The following is a 17,097-nucleotide window of genomic DNA, read 5'->3' as shown; positions in this document are numbered from 1 at the left end:
AAAACGGATCCCCCCATGCCCATCGTCAACCGCGTTGCCGCCCTCTCCGACGAAATGGCCGCCTGGCGCCATGACTTCCACGAGAACCCAGAGCTGCTCTACGAAGTCCACCGCACTGCCGGCATCGTCGCGGACAAGCTTCGCGAGTTCGGCTGTGACGAGGTGGTGACGGGCATCGGCCGCACCGGCGTGGTCGGCGTGATCCGCGGCCGCAAGTCCGCCTCCGGCAAGGCCATCGGGCTCCGCGCCGACATGGACGCGCTGCCGATCATGGAGACGTCGGGCGTGCCCTATGCCTCGAAGGTCCCCGGCAAGATGCACGCCTGCGGACATGACGGCCACACCGCCATGCTGCTGGGCGCGGCCAAATATCTCACGGAGACGCGCAATTTCGACGGCACGGCCGTGGTGATCTTCCAGCCCGCCGAAGAAGGCGGCGGCGGCGGCAAGGCCATGGTCGAGGACGGGCTGATGACGCGCTGGAACATCCAGGAGGTCTACGGCATGCACAACATGCCGGGCCTGCCCGAGGGTCATTTCGCAACCACGCCCGGCCCGATGCTCGCGTCCTCCGACAACATCCAGATCACCGTCCGTGGCAAGGGCGGCCATGCCGGCGCAGGTCCGCACAAATCCGTCGACAGCGTGCTGATCGGCTCGCAGATCGTGAATGCGCTGCAATCGATCGTCGCCCGCAACGTCGACCCGCTGAAGTCAGCGGTCATCTCGATCACGCAATTCCATTCCGGCACCGCGTTCAACATCATCCCGGAGGTCGCCGAACTCGGCGGCACCGTGCGCACGCTCGACCCCGAGGTGCGCGATCTCGTCGAGCGCCGCATCGGCGAAGTCGCCGACAGCATCGCCCGCGCCTATGGCGGCTCGGCCGAGACGAAGTACACGCGGATGTATCCGGTGACGATGAACCATGCCCGCGAGGCCGGCCTTGCCGCCGACGTCGCCCGCGACATCGTCGGCACTGAGCGCGTCAACGACAAGTTCGTCCCGATGATGGGCGCCGAGGATTTCTCCTTCATGCTGGAGGCGCGGCCCGGCGCAATGGTGCTTGTCGGCATGGGCGACGGCAACGAGTGTCACCACCCCGCCTACGTGTTCAACGACAACATTCTGGGTCACGGCGCCTCGTTCTGGGCGCGCCTCGTCGAAACGCGGATGCCGGCGGGATAGAGCCTCGTAGGGTGGGTTAGCCGAAGGCGTAACCCACCACTTCTGTTGCCGCGGAGACGAAAGAGGTGGGTTACGCCGAGCAGATGCGCTTTGCGCATCTGCAGGGCTAACCCACCCTACGCTCTCACGTCGAATAAGGTGGGCATGGCGCTTTGCGCCTTTGCCCATCCTACGAGTGCGAAGCGCCCTTCACCTACGCGTGCACCACCTCATGGCGCATCACGAACGGTGCAAGCAGCTTTTGAACCTCGCCAGCGGCCATCTCACGCCGGTCCTCCGGCACCCCCGTCAGCGTCACGGTCGCGATCGAGCCGTGGCTGCCGTGCGGACCGACCTTCACCCTGCAATCGATGCCGCGCTCGACCAGCGGCGCCAGCACCTTGGTGAACACGCGCTCGGCCGCGTCCCAGCGCAGCTGCGGCTTGAACACTTTTCCGACACCGGTCACCGGCATCGGATCGATCGGGATGACCTGCACCGGGACGGCAGCGCGCTCCGGCGTGCGCTCGCGCACCCACGCTTCCAGCTCGCCCGGCTCGACCTTGGCGCCCGGCTTCAACTGCACGTAGCCCACCGGCAGCTCGCCGGCATAGGCATCGGGTTGGCCAACCACCGCGGCGAAGCCGACCGCGGGGTGACCGAACATGATCTCCTCGATCGGTGCCGGATCGATGTTGTGGCCACCGCGGATCACGAGGTCCTTGGCACGACCGGTGATCCAGAGATAGCCGTCGGCATCGAGCCGGCCGAGATCGCCGGAGTTGACCCAGACCTCGTCGACGAAGGCACCCCTGTTGTGCTCGTCGTTGAGATAGCCGCCGAACACACCGGGCCCGGCCATGATGACGACCCCGATCTCGTCCGGCTTGCAGTCGCGGATCAGGCGTCCCTCGGCATCGAGCTGCACGATGCGCACGCGCGCATAAGGCATGGGAAGGCCGACCGAGCCGAGCCGGATCGGCCGGCCCGGATAGGCGAGCGTATGCACGCTCGAGGTCTCGGTCATGCCGTAGACCTCGACCACCGGCAGATTCAGTTTCTCCTGGATCGCCGAGCCGACCGCGACCGGAATCGCCGAGCCGCCACCTGCCGCATATTTCAGGCTTGAGATATCCGCGTTGCCCGGCGGCACCGCGAGCGTGGCGGCAAGCACCGTCGGCACGCTCGACAGCGCTTCGGGCTTGAACCGCTCGGCGAGTTGCCAGATGTTCTTCACCGCATTCGGGTTGCGCCAGCCGCTCGGCGACAGCACGACCAGCGAGCCGCCGCTCGACAGCGTCGTCAGCACCTGCGTCAGCGATCCACCGACGTGAAACAGCGGCATGCCGAACAGCAGATTGGCGCCGGGCTTGCCCTTCAACAGCAGATTGAGCGCCCAGGCCTGATAGACCTGGTTGGCATGGGTGTGCCGCACCAGCTTCGGCGTGCCCGTGGTGCCGCCGGTGTGGAAATAAGCTGCTATGTCGGCACCCGAGATCTTGCGTCCGCTGACCAGCCGGTCCGCCGGGTGCTGCTTGATTAGGTCGCTGAAGGCGAAGATGCCCTTGGCCGGATCGCCGCCGCCGAACACCTGCACGATGGCCTTTAGATTCTTGAGCTGCGGGCGGATCTGCTCGACCTTCTGCCAGATGTCGGTACCCGGCATCGGTGCGAGCGCCACCAGGATCTTGGTGTTCGCGGCCTCCAGGATCTCGGCGATCTGGTGTGGCTCGAGCAGCGGGTTGACGGGATTGGCGATGCCGGCGGCCTCCGCGCCGAACATCGTGACGAAGGCATCGGGCACCAGCGGCAGCATGAAGCTGATGACGTCGCCCTTCTCGGCGCCAAGCGCGTGAAACATGTTGGCGGCCTGGGTGACGCGCGCGATGAAATCGCGGTGCGTGACGACCAGCGGTGTGTCGGCAGGATCGGCATTTTGCAGGAACTGGATCGCCGCGCCGTCAGGATTGCGCGCCGCACCTAGCCTGATCGCATCATAGGTGCTCTCGGCCGCGACGCGGTCGGCGTAAGGGATCTGCTCGAACGCCCGGACCTCCTCGTCCGTCAACAGATCCGGATAGTCGTTGCCGATCAACCGATCGAGCGCGTGGATACCCGCCATGAATTTCCGTCCTCCCTCAGATGCATGTCCCCGCCCGCGTATCTTCTGACATCTTGGTTCGGCGAGGCCCCGGCCGAGCGCCCGGCCGAGCCGGACCAGAATGATGGATGATTGAGCGTTCGTCCATTGCCTACCGGCTGTGGCGCTTGAACCTCTGCGGCTGATGCGGGGACCAAGAACTGGCACTGAATTCGCTCGTCAGCGTCCTGCCGCAAGACTTGAGGTGATCATGACGATGCCCCTGCGGAATCGCATCACGCGGCTGATCGCCGCGTTCGCGACGGTATTCGCAATCGCTCTGCCCTCTGCCACTCTCGGCGCGGACACCCAGTTCGACAAGATGCGCGCCAAGGTCGCAGCCTTCGTCACCGACAAGATGGAGAAGCTGGGCGGGTCCCGCATCGTCTACAAGGTAGACATTGATGGCTTGCGGGCGGCGGCCGTCACGGACCTGCGCGACGACGTCTACAAGACCCTGCGCGAGGGTCGGATCGCCTTCTCCGGCCTTGCGATCCGCGACGCCGGCGTCGACGTTAAGATCGCGGACGCGAAGGGCCGCGAACAGCTCACGCGCAAACTCGCATCGGCGGCCGAGGGACTGCCGACGCATGCGTTCACCGTGACTGATGGCGGAGACGGTCTGATCAGGCTTGCACCGACCGATGCCGCATCCGCCGAGCGGCTGCGCGACCTCGTCGAAGATTCCATCGCCATGATCGAGCAGCGCCTCAAGGACGCCGGCGTCAAGCTTGCCATCGTTCAAGTCGACGGGACGGACCGCATCCGCATCTTCCTGCCCGGCGTGATGGAGCCCGAGCATGTCACCGCGATCTTCGCCAGGAAGGTCAAGGTCGGATTCCGCCTGATCGATCTCTCGATGTCCGCGGAGCAGGCGCAATCCGGCGCGCCTCCGGCAGGCACCGAAGTCCTGCTCGGCTTCAAGGACAGGATTCCTTATCTCGTCGCCAAGGACAGCGCGATCGAGGGCGGCGACATCAGCTATGCCGGCCCGGGATTCGGCGCAGACGGCAAGGAGCCGATCGCCTCGTTCCGCTTCAACGGCCGCGGCACACGGCGCTTCGCCCACATCACCGCAGAGAACGTCGGGAAGCCCTTTGCCATCGTGCTCGACGACAAGGTGATCTCCGCTCCCGTGATCCGCGAGCCCATCACCGGCGGCTCGGGCCAGATCGCCGGCAACTTCACCCTGGAAGAGGCCAACAGCGTCGCGATGCTGCTGCGCGCCGGCTCGCTGCCAGGCCGCCTCGGCCTCGTCGAGCAGCAGGTCGTGCAGCCCGCCACCAAGCCTTAAGCGACAGGTCGCGCCACGCCCCGGCCGCACCGGCATCCCGGCCGGTCCGCGACGCCGCAGCCCGCACCGGCTGCCCCGAATCACGCCCCGCGCCGTGGCCAGTCGGGCAACCAAGGGGTAATTGCCGAAACGCCCGACCACGCTAAAATTTGCCTCTTGCAGCATGACGGCCGGAAGCGTCATTCAAGCGGTCGTCATTCGATTTCGGCTATACGGGTGCCGACCAGGATTGAAGGCCTTACGCGAGGACCAGATCATGCCGTCCGGCAGCGCAGACATTTCGTCGATCCTCGACCGCATTCTCGATGCGGCAACCGACAACCTCAGGATCGCCAAGATCCTGGTCCAGATGGGCCTCGACCCGAACAACGTCACCTACGACGCGATCTTCAATCGGCTGCTGGAGATCTTTGTCCACAACATCACGCTGGCCAATCTGTTCGCCGCGGTTGGCGCCGGCTTCTTCGTCGCCACCCTCTTGATGCGGACGATGGTGCCGCTGCGCGTCGCCAATATGATCGGCTGCGCGTTCTTCACCGTTTTCGGTGCGCTCTCCGCCAATGTCGCGACGTTCCTGCTGTATCTCCTGCTGCTTCCGATCAACGCCCTGCGCCTGCGGCAAATGCTCAAGCTGGTCAAGAAGGCGCGCCATGCGGCCGAAGGCGACATGTCGATCGAATGGCTCAAGCCGTTCATGACCGAGCGCAAATACCGCCGCGGCGACACGCTGTTCAAGCTGGGCGATCCCGCAAAGGAAATGCTCCTCACGGTCACCGGCAAGTTCCTGGTCAAGGAGATCAACGTCGAGATTGGGCCCGGGGCGCTGATGGGCGAGCTCGGCTTCCTCACACCTGACAACCGGCGCACCGGAACGATTCAATGCATCGAAGACGGCCAGGTGCTGACGATCACCTATGACCGGCTGCTCGAGATCTACTTCCAGGACCCGCAGTTCGGCTATTATTTCCTGGTGCTGACCAGCCAGCGCCTCCTGCAAAACATCGATCGCCTGCAGAAGCAGCTGGCGGCGGAGCGCGCGGCGACGACGAACAGGATCGCGTGACCGTCGCGCGGGCCACGTGGCGTCGCCCTCCGTCCGGGACGTCGCGGGGTCCCGCCGCAAAATCGCCCTAAAAACCGAATGGTAACCATGACGGGCTAGGGTATCGTAGTGACCAATTCTGAGACCATCCTGGTGTTCGATTCCGGCCTTGGCGGGCTCACGGTGCTCCGTGAGGTCGTGGCCGCGCGCCCGGCTGCGCATTACGTCTATGTCGCCGACGACGCCTTCTTCCCCTACGGGCACCACGACGAGGCTGAGATCATCGCTCGCGTGGTGCCGCTGATGGGGGAGCTGATCGGCACGCATGATCCCGACCTCGTCGTCATCGCCTGCAACACGGCCTCCACCCTGGTCCTGTCTCACTTGCGCGCCGCGTATTCCGTGCCGTTCGTCGGCACGGTGCCGGCGATCAAGCCGGCCTGCGCGCAGTCGAGAACCCGCCGCGTCTCGGTGCTCGGCACCAAGGGAACGGTGAAGCGGGAATACACCAAGGCGCTGATCCGCGATTTCGCGCAAGGCTGCGAGGTGACGCTGGTCGGCTCGCCCGAGCTTGCGTCGCTGGCCGAAGCCGAGCTCCGCGGCGCACCGGTCAGCGACGAGGCCCTCGCCGCCGAACTCGCGCCGTGCTTCGTCGGCGATCCCGCCGACGCGACATCGCGCACCGACACGGTGGTACTCGCCTGCACGCATTATCCGCTGCTGCTCGACCGGCTGAGGCGGCTCGCACCCTGGCCGGTCGACTGGATCGATCCGGCCCCGGCGATCGCCCGCCGCGTCTCCGATCTGCTTGGCCCGCGGATCGGCGCACTCGCGCAGTCGGGCGCTGAGATGATCTTCACATCGAACCGCGCACACGGCCTGTCGGCCACGCTGACGCCGTTCTTCGGCGGGCGCGCGCTGGCCTGACTTTGCGCGGCAACGAGCCGCTGCTAGGCTCCGCCGTCGTCATCTTTCCCGCAGGCCATTTCCATGTCGGTCCCGTCCACGCCGCTCAGCCGCCTCCGCCAATTGTGGCGCGAGGGCCGCCCCGCCTTCGGCGCCATTGCGACGATCCCAAGCGTGCAGACCGTGCAGATCATGGCGCGCTCGCTCGACTGGATCATCGTCGATCTCGAACACGGCCCGATCGGATTGACCGAAGCGCATGCGATGATCGCTGCGACGACCGGCACGCCCTGCACCCCCTTGGTTCGGATCGCGGCGAACGAGCCCTGGCTTGCCAAGGCCCCGATGGACATCGGCGCCTTCGGCATCAACTTCCCCATGATCACCACGCCCGCCGAAGCCGAGAAGGCGGTCCGTAGCGTGCGCTACCCGCCGCGTGGCGACCGGCTCTGGGGTCCGTTCCACGCCCCGTTCCGTTGGGGCCAGTCGATGCCGGACTACATGGCGAGCGCCGACGACGAGATGATCTGCATGATCACCATCGAGCATGTCGACGCGGTCAACCGCATCGACGAGATCATGGCGACGCCGGGCATCGACGTCGCCGTGATCGGCCCCGGCGATCTCGCCACCTCCATCAACAAGCGCGGCCGGATGGACGATCCGGAGTTGCTCGAACTGATCGCGCGCGCCGAGGCCGGCATCCTCAGAAGCGGCGTGCCGATCGGGGGCGTGGCCCGCACCGCCGACCAGGCCAACGCCCTGATCGACCGCGGCTACCGCGCGATCGCGCTCGGCTTCGACTGGTCGCTGTTCCAGCGCGGCATCATGGCGGCCTTCGAGGGGATTAAGCGCTGAATCGCCGCAACGCGTGTGGCCGGCCTCACCGGGAACCGCGGCGCTGCTGGGTTCCGCGGTTCAGGGGGAAACGTGCTCAAGGAGACTTTGCTCGCGCTGTTATTTGCCTGCCTCGCCTCAACAGGTCTTGCCTCTGGCGACAAATAATTGAACTCATTAAGGTATTTGAGCCGCCAACAAGACCAAGCCACTTGGCTTGCCGGCGCGCTGAAAGCGACGAACCCAGGGGCCCCAAGCCGGTTGGTTCATGCTAAGCACGCGACGAGCGGTCGACGCGCTCGTTGCACATATTTTGGCCTTATCCCAGGAACCGGAGACCAATGCGCGGGACGCCCAAGACCATTTCGCTGCGGCGCCGCCTGATTTGCGACCTCATGCACGCCTCGATGGGCGTGCCCTTCGTTTCGCTCTCCCGTTCGCTCAGTATCCGCCCCCTGCTGGACGCCCGCGCAGGTACAACGGCGCCCGCCGGCTGGGCCGCGATGTTCGTCAAGGCTTTCGCCCTGGTTGCCCGAGACGAGCCGATCCTGCGCACCGTCTACGTCAAATGGCCGTGGCCGGCCTTTTATGAGCTGCCGAAGAGCGTGGCGCTGGTGGCGATCGCTCGGGTCGAGGCCGGCGAGGAATGCGTGATGCCGCAGCGAATCGCAGCCCCGGAGGCCCTGTCGCTGGCGGCAATCGATGCCGAGATTCGACGCGGCAAGACAGCACCGATCGCTGACGTCCCCATGTTCCGCAAGATCATGCGGGCGACCCGGCTGCCGTTGCCGCTCCGGCGGCTGTCATGGGCCATCGGTCTGAATTTCGGCCGCCAGCGGGGCAATTGGTTCGGCAGCTTCGCGGTGAGTTCGGTGGCCGCCTATGGCGGCGGCGAGCTCCACCCCATCACGCCGGGCCCCTATATCGTCAGCTATGGGCGCGTCGAGCCCGTCCAGACCATCCATGTCGTGATCCGCTGGGACCACCGGGTCACCGACGCCGCCCCGATTGCCCGGGTCCTGACCCGGCTGGAGCAGGTCCTGAACACTGAAATCGCTGCGGAATTGCGGGCGGCCGGCCCCAAGCCGATCCGCGCGGTCGGGACGTAGAAGATACCGTCGTTCCGGGGCGGCGGCTCGAAGAGCCGAACTCGGAACCTCGAGATTCCGGGTTCGATGCTGCGCATCGCCCCGGAGAGAGACAGGCTAATGAATTGACAGCCGGCCCCAAACTCCCCTAAAAGCCGCCTGCTCGCGGGCCGATTTCGGCCCGCGAAGCGTTTCGCGACCCGTGGTCAAATCCCTTAAGCTTTGGGGATCGGACCTGTCGGTGCCGGGCCTGGCCCGTCACACAGGAGGGCGCGTTTCCTCAAACCATGCAACCGAAGAGGACGCGATGACTAAGCGCAGTGAGGCGAAGTACAAGATCGATCGCCGTATGGGCCAGAACATCTGGGGCCGCCCGAAGAGCCCCGTGAACCGCCGCGAATATGGCCCCGGCCAGCACGGCCAGCGCCGCAAGGGCAAGCTCTCCGACTTCGGCGTGCAGCTGCGCGCCAAGCAGAAGCTGAAGGGCTACTACGCCAACATCAGCGAGCGTCAGTTCCACGGCATCTATGTCGAGGCGAGCCGCCTCAAGGGCGACACCGGCGAGAACCTGATCGGCCTGCTCGAGCGTCGTCTCGACGCGGTCGTGTACCGCGCCAAGTTCGTCTCCACCATCTTCGCCGCCCGCCAGTTCATCAACCACGGCCACGTCAAGGTGAACGGCCGCAAGGTCAACATTTCGAGCTACCAGCTCAAGGTCGGCGACGTGATCGAGGTCAAGGAAGCCTCCAAGCAGCTCGCCCACGTGCTCGAAGCCAGCCAGCTCCCTGAGCGCGAGGTCCCCGACTATCTCGAAGTCGACCACGGCAAGATGACCGCGAAGTACAGCCGTATTCCCGGCCTCTCCGACGTGCCGTTCCCGGTGCAGATGGAGCCGCATCTGGTCGTCGAATTCTATTCGCGCTGATATCTCCGCGATCCATCGCTCAAAGGCCCCGGTTTCCGGGGCCTTTTTGTTGTGGTATCCTGCTTTCGATGTCCCAGACGACCGACCAGTTCGCCAACATTACGCCCTCAGCGACGCCTTCCGAGGCGGAGCTTGAAGCATGGGCCAAGCTGCCCCGAGACGAACAGGTCCGTCGCTATCAAGCGCTGTTCGCTCAGCCGGATTGCAACAACTTCACATCGGACACCCCGGACGACATCCTCGCAGCCGCGCGCCAACGCGTCGTCCAGCGCCGCAATGGCTGAGTACCGGCTATCGGAGCGTACCCGAGCCGATTTGATCGACATCTACGACTTCACCGAGAGCCGGTTCGGCAAATATCAGGCCGAGGCTTACTATGCAGGTCTGATCCGCTCCTTCGGGCTTCTCGCCGATTTCCCTCTCATTGGCCAACAGGTGGATGAACTCGCGGCTGGCTATCGGCGTTTCCGCTTCCAATCACATCTGATTTTCTACACGGTGCAATCCAACCACGTCGAAATCCGCGCCATTCTCCACGGTGCGCTAGACATCAGGCCGCAACTGTTCGACTAGACGAGACCAGCCATGCTCTACACCCCTCCCCCGATCGATCCCAAGGCGCCACCTGTCCGAATCAACCTGCTCTCGGACACGCAGACCAGGCCGACGGCCGCGATGCGCGAGGCGATGGCGCGGGCTGAGGTCGGCGACGAGCAGGTCGGCGACGACCCGACCGTCAATGCGCTGTGCGAGCGCGTCGCGGATCTGCTGGGCAAGGAAGCTGCGGTCTACATGCCTTCGGGCACGATGTGCAACGTCACCGCGACGTTGGTGCATTGCCGCCCCGGCGACGAGATCCTGGCGCATGAGACCGCGCACATCATCGCGCGCGAAGGCGGCGCGCATGCCGCGATCGGCGGCTTCCAGGTCACCCAGCTCAAGGGCGAGGGCGGCCAGTTCACACCGGAGACTCTTCGCAAGGCACTGCATCCGCGCACGCGCTACCAGCCGCCGCAGACCGTCGTCAGCGTCGAGCAGACCGCCAATATCGGCGGCGGCACGATCTGGAAGAAGACCGCGCTGGACGAGATCGTCGCGATCGCCAAGCAACACGGCCTCGTCACCCACATGGATGGCGCACGCCTGCTCAACGCCACCGTGGCAAGCGGCATCTCCCCGCGCGACATGACCGCGGGCTGGGATTCGGCCTGGATCGACTTCTCGAAGGGCCTCGGTGCGCCGATCGGCGGCGTGCTCGCAGGCTCGCGTGCCTTCATCGACGCGGTCTGGCAGTGGAAGCAGCGCCTCGGCGGCTCGATGCGGCAGGCCGGGATCTGCGCGGCGGCCTGCATCTACGCGCTCGACCATCACGTCGAGCGCCTCGCCGACGACCACGCCAATGCGCGGGCGCTCGCCCGCGGACTGTCGCAGATCTCAGGCATCGAGGTGCAGGAGCCCGAGACCAATCTCGTGTTCTTCAAGCCGGACGGCGCCGGCATTCCCGGCGACAAGATGGTCGCCGCACTCCGTCAACGCGGCGTGACGCTTGCGATGATGGACGGCCGCATCCGCGCCTGCACCCATCTCGACGTCAATGCGAGCCAGATCGAGGAGACGATCGGATACGTCCGCGAGATCGTGCGCGGCGCCTGATCACCTCCCCATCGCCTGATAGATCAGCGTCTTCAGCTCACGTTGAATCCGGCCGCGCTGCGACGGCGCCTGCGCCATGAATATCCCGAGAAGATCGTCCTCGGGATCGACGAAGAAGAACGTGCCGGCGACCCCGTCCCAGCGATATTCACCTGTAGGCCAGGACGTGCCCGGAGGCACCGAGGTGCGCACCGCGAAGCCGAGGCCGAAGCCCGAGCCCCCACCCGGATAGTACATCTGGTCGCGTACGATCTTCGTCTCGGGTCCGATGTGGTCCGAAACCATCAGCGCAATGGTCTCGGACTTCAGATAGCGACGGCCCTCATAAGTGCCGCCATTCAGCAGCATCTGCGCGAAGCGGGCGTAATCGCCGATCGTGCCGACCATGCCGGCGCCGCCCGATTCCCATCTCACGGGCCGCCTGATGTCGCGGACTTCAGTCGTCGGGCTGATGCTGCGGTCCTCCGGCATCGGTTCGGCGATCCGTGCAAACCTGGCGGGATCGGCAACGTAGAACGCAGTCTCGGTCATGCCGAGCGGATCGAGCAGCCGCTCCTTCTCGAACTGGAGCAGCGTCTTGCCCGAGACCACCTCGACGACGCGGCCGAGCACATCGGTGGCAAAACCGTAGGTCCACATCGTGCCGGGCTGCTCGGCCAGCGGCAGCGTGGCGAGCTTCGCAACGAACTCGGCATTGGAAAGATCGCTGTTGAAGAGGTCCGCCGCGGCATGGAGCTCGCGCACCAGTCCACCGCCACGAAAACCGTAAGGCAGCCCCGCGGTGTGGCGCAAGAGGTCCTTGATCGTGATCAGACGCTGCTGCGGCTCCAGCATCAGCGAAACCTTGCCGTCTGCTGCTTTCCTTTCGATGCCCACCTTCATGCCGGCAAAGGCCGGAATGTATTTTGACACGGGATCGTCGAGCGAAAGCCTGCCTTCCTCGACCAGCATCATCGCCACGACGGATGTGATCGGCTTCGACATCGAATAGAGGCGGAAGATCGTATCCGCGCTCATCGATATCTGGGTGGCGACATCGCGGACGCCGAAATTCTCGTGGTAGACCGGCTTGCCGTGTTGCTGGAGCAGCAGGATGGCGCCGGGGATCTTGCCGGTGGCAACCTCATTCCGGATGTAGTCGGAAACCTTCGCCAGCCCTTCCGTGGAGAGCGTGCGGGCAGCGCGTCCCTCGGCGCCGGCCTTCGCACCGACGACGGCAACGAGGAGAACGAGCCCCACGATGAACGCGCAGCGCCCACGCATGTCATTTCTCCATGGCTTCATAAACCGACTGCTTCAATGTTCGCTGCACGCGCCCCGCACTCGGTCGGGATCTGCCAGGAGGACGAGGAACTTTTCCTGCCTCGGATCGATCACGAAACAGCACCGCCGATCTTGCCGGGGCCGCCGTGTCGCGCAAGCGCCTCGGCATGGAGTTCGGCGCCTGACTCGGCGAAGCAGCAGAACACCACGTGAGCAACGGACGGCGCAGCGGCGAGCGCTTCGATCGTCGTGCGCACCGCGATATCGGCCGCCCGGTCGGCAGGAAAGCGGAAAATTCCGGTCGAAATCGCGGGGAATGCCACTGAGGTCAGCTCGTGCCGACCGCACAGCTCCATCGATCGGCGATAACAGGAGGCGAGCAGATCGTCCTCGCCGAGCGTGCCGCCATTCCATACCGGACCGACGGTGTGGATCACATGTGCAGCCCTGAGCCGATAACCCCTGGTGATCTTCGCGTCACCCGTCTTGCAGCCGTGGAGCATGCGGCATTCGGCGACGAGATCGGGCCCGGCAGCCCGATGGATCGCACCGTCCACGCCGCCCCCGCCAAGGAGCGACGTGTTGGCGGCGTTGACGATGGCGTCGACGCCGAGTGTCGTGATGTCGGCAATGATGACCTCAAGCCTGGCGCCGCCGATCCGGCGCGTCAGCACGGTCACGTATCAGGCCGCGACGACGACCCCCTTTTCGGAGAAGAGCTGCTGCAATTCGCCGGCCTGGAACATCTCGCGGACGATGTCGCAACCGCCGACGAACTCGCCCTTCACATAGAGCTGCGGAATGGTCGGCCAGTTGGAGAAGGTCTTGATGCCGTTGCGCAGTTCGGCGGATTCGAGGACGTTGAGCCCCTTATAGCCGACGCCGAGATGATCGAGGATCTGGACGACCTGGCCGGAGAAACCGCACTGCGGAAATTGCGGCGTGCCCTTCATGAACAGAACCACGTCGTTCGACTTCACTTCGTTGGCGATGAATTCCTCGATGCTCATATCTATGTCCTTCTGGGCCGAGCCCTCACCAATCTTTTCGGGCCGGCTCGACCGATTTAACCCGATACCTACCCATATATGTAGCCCAAACCGTTGTGCATCCAAAGTAAAATGGCGGCGACGAGCCCCTGGCGACAGTGCAGAGCCCAACAGGTCCATAGGCTGATGACATCAATATCATCGCCGGAGAGGACTTTCATACCGTAACGGAGCCCCTATCTAGGACGAACCCTCGTTATGGAACCGGGTCGCGCAAACAACGTTCTCTTGTCCTGTCTGGAGAAAAACGTGACGAAACAAGCCTCAGCTACGGCCGCCCCCCAGCTTTCGTCACCGTCCTCCCACCCGGACGACCTCGCCCAGCGGCTGGGAGAGGCGTTTCTCACCGTCCGCAATGAGACCGAACGGCGGGCAGCGCCGCTGTCACCGGAGGACCAGCAGATCCAGTCCATGCCGGATGCCAGCCCGACCAAATGGCATCGGGCCCATACCACTTGGTTCTGGGAGCAATTCCTGCTCGGCGAGCACGCGGCGGGCTACCGGCCCTTCCACCCCGATTTCGCGTTCCTGTTCAATTCCTATTACGTCAGCGCCGGCCCGCGACATGCCCGCAATCATCGCGGCGACATCACCCGGCCGAGCGCCGACCAGGTCGGCGCCTATCGCAATTACGTCGATGCCGCCATCGTCAAATTCTTCCGCGAGGCTCGCGAGGACAAGCTCCGTGCAATCGCGTCGCTGGTCGAGGTGGGACTTAATCATGAGCAGCAGCATCAGGAGCTGATGTTCACCGACATCCTGCATGCCTTTGCGCAAAACCCGATCTATCCGGCCTACGATCCGGACTGGCGCTTCCCGGCCGCAACGCGCAACGGCGAGGATTGGCTGGCGTTCAACGAAGGCATCCACACCGTCGGCCATGTCGGCGACAGCTTCCATTTCGACAACGAGAAGCCCGCCCATCGCGCCCTCGTCGGTCCGGTCAAGATCGCCCGCAATCTGGTCACCAATGCCGAGTGGCTCGCCTTCATGCAGGCTGGCGGCTATCGAACGGCAACGCTGTGGCTGATGGACGGCTTTGCCGCGGCCAGCAAGGAAGACTGGCAGGCCCCTGGCTACTGGCGCGAGATCGACGGCCAGTGGCACGTAATGACGCTGGCCGGCCTCAAGCCGGTCGATCCGGACGCACCCGTCTGCCACATCAGCTACTATGAGGCCGACGCCTTCGCGCGCTGGTCCGGAAAACACCTGCCGACCGAGATGGAATGGGAGGTCGCGGCCCGCGCCGGCCAGCTCAACGACGCCTTCGGCATCGTCTGGCAATGGACCCGCAGCTCCTATTCACCCTATCCCGGTTACCGCGCCGTCGAGGGCGCGCTCGGCGAGTACAACGGCAAGTTCATGGTCAACCAGCTGGTGCTGCGCGGCTCCTCGCTCGCAACTCCAGAAGGCCACAGCCGTATCACCTATCGCAACTTCTTCTATCCGCACCATCGCTGGCAGTTCACCGGACTGCGGCTCGCCGATTACGACTAAATTTTCCGACGATCAATGCGCGCCGGACAGCGCGTTCAGGAGAGTATCATGAATGTGCACGCCAGCGCTTTGGCCGAAGCCCATCTTCCCGACGAGCAGACTACCGCCTTTGCCCGCGAGGCCATCGAGGACCTCTCGCAGCAGCCGAAAAAACTGTCGCCGAAATACTTTTATGACGCGACGGGATCAGAGCTGTTCGAGGCGATCACGCGCCTGCCGGAATATTATCCGACGCGCACAGAGCTTGCGATCCTGAGAGAGCGCGGGGGCGATATCGCAAACATCATTCCGGAGCACGCGGCGCTCGTCGAATTCGGCGCCGGCGCGACCACGAAGGTCCGCCTGCTGCTCGATCATTGCAGGTTCGCGGCCTATGTCCCCGTCGATATTTCCGGCGACTTCCTGAAGGCGCAGGCGAACGGGCTGAAGCGGGACTTCCCGACGCTCGGCATCTATCCGGTCGCCGCCGACTTCACCACGCCGTTCGAGCTGCCCAAGCAGGTCGCGTCCATGCCGAAGGTCGGCTTCTTCCCCGGTTCGACCATCGGCAATTTCGAGCCGCAAGAGGCCCGGGCCTTCCTGAGGAGCGCCCGCAAGATTCTCGGCAAGGGCGCGCAGATGATCATCGGCGCCGATCTGGAAAAGGACGAGCGGATCCTCTTTGACGCCTACAACGACGCCGCCGGCGTCACCGCGCGCTTCAACCTGAATGTGCTGGTGCGCATCAATCGCGAGCTCGGCGGCAATTTCGATCTCTCCGCCTTCACCCATCGCGCGATCTACAATCGCGAGCGGCACCGGATCGAGATGCACCTGATCAGCAAGAAGAACCAGACCGTGCGGCTGCTCGGCACCAGCTTCTCGTTCCGCCCGGGCGAGAGCATCCACACCGAGAACAGCTACAAATACAGTATCGAGCGTTTCGCCGCGCTGGCGCAGGGCGCGGGCTGGCGCGTCCGCGAGAGCTGGACGGACGCGGCGAGCATGTTCTCGGTGCACGCGCTCGAGGTGGCGGAGTAGCGCCGGGGCTCAATGCTCCGCCGCTTCTTCCGGCTCGGATCCCAGCGACACCGACTCCCACACCGCCACGACGATCATGATCGTCGTGGTGGCGACCGACAGCCAGAGCGGCGAGAGGTCGGCTGCGAACCACCATAGCACCAGCAGCAGGGTGATGCCGATGCCGTGAGAGAGCTGGAGGAAGCCGCGGATCGCGTACTTGAAAAGGATAGTGCCGACCAGGAACACCAGGGGGCCGCCAACCGTGCTCACGATGGTGCGGGTGTCGGAATGGCCGCTCGGGTGCTTCAGCACCAATTCGTCCGAGACCGCGGTCAGGATGATGCCGGCCACGATCGGCGTGTGCAGATAGGTGTAGGCGAGCCGGGCCAGGCGGCCGGATTCGGCGGACTTCGAGATGCGCTTGGCTCCGGCCTCCTCGCCCTTGTGAAAATAGATCCACCACATCGCGATGGCGCCGACCAGCGCCGAGACGAAGGCGAGAATATTGCTCGCGGTCCACTCCAGTTCAGCGAAGGTTGCGCCGTTGACGACGATGGCCTCGCCAAGCGCGATGATGACGAACAGACCGCAACGCTCGGCCATATGGCCGCCTTCGACGGCCCACGCCTCGAGCGAGGAGAACCCGAGCTTCGGGACCCAGAAGCGTGCCGCCGGCGAGATGTATTCCCAGGTCACCGCCGCCATCCACAGCCACAGCCGCGTATCTCCCTCGGACAGGCCGCCTGCGATCCACAGGACCGCGGAGATCGACAACCAGGTCAGGATGCGGATCGCGTTGTGCCGCACGGCCGTTCGATGCCGCGGCGTTGCGAGCAGCCAGAACGCGGTACGTCCGACCTGCATGGTCGCGTAGGCAATCGCGAACCACAGGCCGCGCCCCTCGAACGCGGTCGGGATCGTGGTCGACAGCACGAGGCCGCCCAGCATCATCGCAAAGAGCAGGAGGCGGACCGGCGTCAGTTCGGGATTGAGCCAGTTGGTGACCCAGGCGGTGAAGACCCAGACCCACCACACCGCGAGAAACAGCACCGCCACGTGTACCGCGCCGAGCGGCGTGAAATGATGCAGCAGCGAGTGCGAGATTTGCGTGATGGCAAAGACGAAGACGAGGTCGAAGAACAGCTCGACAAAGGTGACGCGGCTGTGCTGGTTCGGCACGATAACGCGAAACATCGCGCCGCGAGGATTGTCCGCAGCCATCATCGCCCCCGTG

Annotated in this window: 17 protein-coding genes; 12 read left to right on the top strand and 5 right to left on the bottom strand. The window is 64.8% G+C overall.

Features of this window, described 5'->3' with window-relative positions; all coding sequences use genetic code 11:
* The first annotated feature begins 15 nt into the window (after positions 1-15).
* Positions 16-1,188 (top strand): M20 aminoacylase family protein, encoded by a 1,173-nt coding sequence (locus EDE08_RS23200; protein WP_131871284.1) that lies wholly within the window; start codon positions 16-18, stop codon positions 1,186-1,188.
* A 193-nt stretch (positions 1,189-1,381) separates the two neighbouring features.
* Here the strand turns inward: EDE08_RS23200 and EDE08_RS23195 are convergent, their stop codons facing one another.
* Positions 1,382-3,289, bottom strand: a complete 1,908-nt coding sequence (locus EDE08_RS23195; RefSeq protein WP_131871285.1) for an acyl-CoA synthetase — start codon at positions 3,287-3,289, stop codon at positions 1,382-1,384.
* Positions 3,290-3,518: 229 nt separating this feature from the next.
* Between EDE08_RS23195 and EDE08_RS23190 the strand changes: the two genes are divergently transcribed.
* The 9 genes from EDE08_RS23190 (at position 3,519) to EDE08_RS23150 (ending at position 11,052) form a co-directional block, all read left to right on the top strand.
* On the top strand, positions 3,519-4,601 hold the full coding sequence (locus EDE08_RS23190) for a SecDF P1 head subdomain-containing protein (RefSeq protein ID WP_131871286.1): 1,083 nt from the start codon (positions 3,519-3,521) through the stop codon (positions 4,599-4,601).
* A gap of 256 nt (positions 4,602-4,857) precedes the next feature.
* Positions 4,858-5,664 (top strand): Crp/Fnr family transcriptional regulator, encoded by an 807-nt coding sequence (locus tag EDE08_RS23185; protein ID WP_165936126.1) that lies wholly within the window; start codon positions 4,858-4,860, stop codon positions 5,662-5,664.
* Positions 5,665-5,772: 108 nt separating this feature from the next.
* Positions 5,773-6,570 carry a glutamate racemase gene (murI, locus tag EDE08_RS23180; protein WP_131871288.1) on the top strand — a complete coding sequence of 266 codons (798 nt, stop codon included), beginning with the start codon at positions 5,773-5,775 and terminating at the stop codon, positions 6,568-6,570.
* A 63-nt stretch (positions 6,571-6,633) separates the two neighbouring features.
* The gene (locus EDE08_RS23175; protein WP_131871289.1) at positions 6,634-7,407 is read left to right on the top strand and encodes an HpcH/HpaI aldolase family protein; all 774 of its coding nucleotides are present in this window, start codon (positions 6,634-6,636) and stop codon (positions 7,405-7,407) included.
* 320 nt (positions 7,408-7,727) lie between these two features.
* On the top strand, positions 7,728-8,495 hold the full coding sequence (locus EDE08_RS23170; protein ID WP_131871290.1) for an acyltransferase: 768 nt from the start codon (positions 7,728-7,730) through the stop codon (positions 8,493-8,495).
* A gap of 286 nt (positions 8,496-8,781) precedes the next feature.
* A complete protein-coding gene (rpsD, locus tag EDE08_RS23165) occupies positions 8,782-9,399 on the top strand; it encodes a 30S ribosomal protein S4 (protein WP_131871291.1) in 618 nt (205 codons plus the stop codon).
* A 68-nt stretch (positions 9,400-9,467) separates the two neighbouring features.
* On the top strand, positions 9,468-9,683 hold the full coding sequence (locus tag EDE08_RS23160; protein WP_245524869.1) for a hypothetical protein: 216 nt from the start codon (positions 9,468-9,470) through the stop codon (positions 9,681-9,683).
* Positions 9,676-9,972 carry a type II toxin-antitoxin system RelE/ParE family toxin gene (locus tag EDE08_RS23155; protein ID WP_131871293.1) on the top strand — a complete coding sequence of 99 codons (297 nt, stop codon included), beginning with the start codon at positions 9,676-9,678 and terminating at the stop codon, positions 9,970-9,972. Before EDE08_RS23160 ends, EDE08_RS23155 begins: the two co-directional genes overlap by 8 nt.
* Before the next feature lie 12 nt (positions 9,973-9,984).
* Positions 9,985-11,052, top strand: a complete 1,068-nt coding sequence (locus tag EDE08_RS23150; protein ID WP_131871294.1) for a threonine aldolase family protein — start codon at positions 9,985-9,987, stop codon at positions 11,050-11,052.
* Here EDE08_RS23150 and EDE08_RS23145 read toward each other — a convergent pair whose 3' ends face one another.
* The 3 genes from EDE08_RS23145 to grxD all read right to left on the bottom strand — a co-directional run bounded on the left by EDE08_RS23145 (position 11,053) and on the right by grxD (position 13,325).
* Positions 11,053-12,315, bottom strand: coding sequence for a serine hydrolase domain-containing protein (locus EDE08_RS23145; RefSeq protein WP_165936125.1), 1,263 nt, complete (start codon positions 12,313-12,315; stop codon positions 11,053-11,055). It lies immediately after the preceding gene.
* A gap of 110 nt (positions 12,316-12,425) precedes the next feature.
* Positions 12,426-12,995 (bottom strand): O-acetyl-ADP-ribose deacetylase, encoded by a 570-nt coding sequence (locus EDE08_RS23140; protein WP_131871296.1) that lies wholly within the window; start codon positions 12,993-12,995, stop codon positions 12,426-12,428.
* Between the two features lie 3 nt (positions 12,996-12,998).
* Complete coding sequence (gene grxD, locus EDE08_RS23135) at positions 12,999-13,325, bottom strand: Grx4 family monothiol glutaredoxin (RefSeq protein WP_194393118.1); 327 nt, start codon at positions 13,323-13,325, stop codon at positions 12,999-13,001.
* Positions 13,326-13,562: 237 nt separating this feature from the next.
* On the opposite strand from grxD, the gene egtB reads away from it, so the two are divergent.
* Complete coding sequence (gene egtB, locus EDE08_RS23130; RefSeq protein WP_165936124.1) at positions 13,563-14,861, top strand: ergothioneine biosynthesis protein EgtB; 1,299 nt, start codon at positions 13,563-13,565, stop codon at positions 14,859-14,861.
* A 48-nt stretch (positions 14,862-14,909) separates the two neighbouring features.
* The gene (gene egtD / locus EDE08_RS23125) at positions 14,910-15,881 is read left to right on the top strand and encodes an L-histidine N(alpha)-methyltransferase (protein ID WP_165936123.1); all 972 of its coding nucleotides are present in this window, start codon (positions 14,910-14,912) and stop codon (positions 15,879-15,881) included.
* Positions 15,882-15,890: 9 nt separating this feature from the next.
* Here the strand turns inward: egtD and EDE08_RS23120 are convergent, their stop codons facing one another.
* Entirely contained in the window at positions 15,891-17,084 is a 1,194-nt protein-coding gene (locus tag EDE08_RS23120; RefSeq protein ID WP_165936122.1) for a low temperature requirement protein A, read from the bottom strand.
* Positions 17,085-17,097 lie beyond the last annotated feature (13 nt).

The organism is Bradyrhizobium sp. R2.2-H, assembly GCF_004346455.1.
GTDB classification, from domain to species: Bacteria; Pseudomonadota; Alphaproteobacteria; order Rhizobiales; family Xanthobacteraceae; genus Bradyrhizobium; species Bradyrhizobium diversitatis.
Note: the sequence above shows the minus strand (reverse complement) of the source record. Positions and strands in the feature narration are given on the sequence as shown.

Bases quoted from the DNA above. Each gene is read 5' to 3' on its own strand.
- grxD (WP_194393118.1), bottom strand. From the start codon at position 13,325: ATGAGCATCGAGGAATTCATCGCCAACGAAGTGAAGTCGAACGACGTG.
- EDE08_RS23190 (WP_131871286.1), top strand. From the start codon at position 3,519: ATGACGATGCCCCTGCGGAATCGCATCACGCGGCTGATCGCCGCGTTC.
- egtD (WP_165936123.1), top strand. From the start codon at position 14,910: ATGAATGTGCACGCCAGCGCTTTGGCCGAAGCCCATCTTCCCGACGAG.
- egtB (WP_165936124.1), top strand. From the start codon at position 13,563: ATGGAACCGGGTCGCGCAAACAACGTTCTCTTGTCCTGTCTGGAGAAA.
- EDE08_RS23195 (WP_131871285.1), bottom strand. From the start codon at position 3,289: ATGGCGGGTATCCACGCGCTCGATCGGTTGATCGGCAACGACTATCCG.
- EDE08_RS23200 (WP_131871284.1), top strand. From the start codon at position 16: ATGCCCATCGTCAACCGCGTTGCCGCCCTCTCCGACGAAATGGCCGCC.
- EDE08_RS23150 (WP_131871294.1), top strand. From the start codon at position 9,985: ATGCTCTACACCCCTCCCCCGATCGATCCCAAGGCGCCACCTGTCCGA.
- EDE08_RS23120 (WP_165936122.1), bottom strand. From the start codon at position 17,084: ATGGCTGCGGACAATCCTCGCGGCGCGATGTTTCGCGTTATCGTGCCG.
- EDE08_RS23175 (WP_131871289.1), top strand. From the start codon at position 6,634: ATGTCGGTCCCGTCCACGCCGCTCAGCCGCCTCCGCCAATTGTGGCGC.
- rpsD (WP_131871291.1), top strand. From the start codon at position 8,782: ATGACTAAGCGCAGTGAGGCGAAGTACAAGATCGATCGCCGTATGGGC.
- EDE08_RS23145 (WP_165936125.1), bottom strand. From the start codon at position 12,315: ATGCGTGGGCGCTGCGCGTTCATCGTGGGGCTCGTTCTCCTCGTTGCC.
- EDE08_RS23185 (WP_165936126.1), top strand. From the start codon at position 4,858: ATGCCGTCCGGCAGCGCAGACATTTCGTCGATCCTCGACCGCATTCTC.
- EDE08_RS23155 (WP_131871293.1), top strand. From the start codon at position 9,676: ATGGCTGAGTACCGGCTATCGGAGCGTACCCGAGCCGATTTGATCGAC.
- EDE08_RS23170 (WP_131871290.1), top strand. From the start codon at position 7,728: ATGCGCGGGACGCCCAAGACCATTTCGCTGCGGCGCCGCCTGATTTGC.
- EDE08_RS23160 (WP_245524869.1), top strand. From the start codon at position 9,468: ATGTCCCAGACGACCGACCAGTTCGCCAACATTACGCCCTCAGCGACG.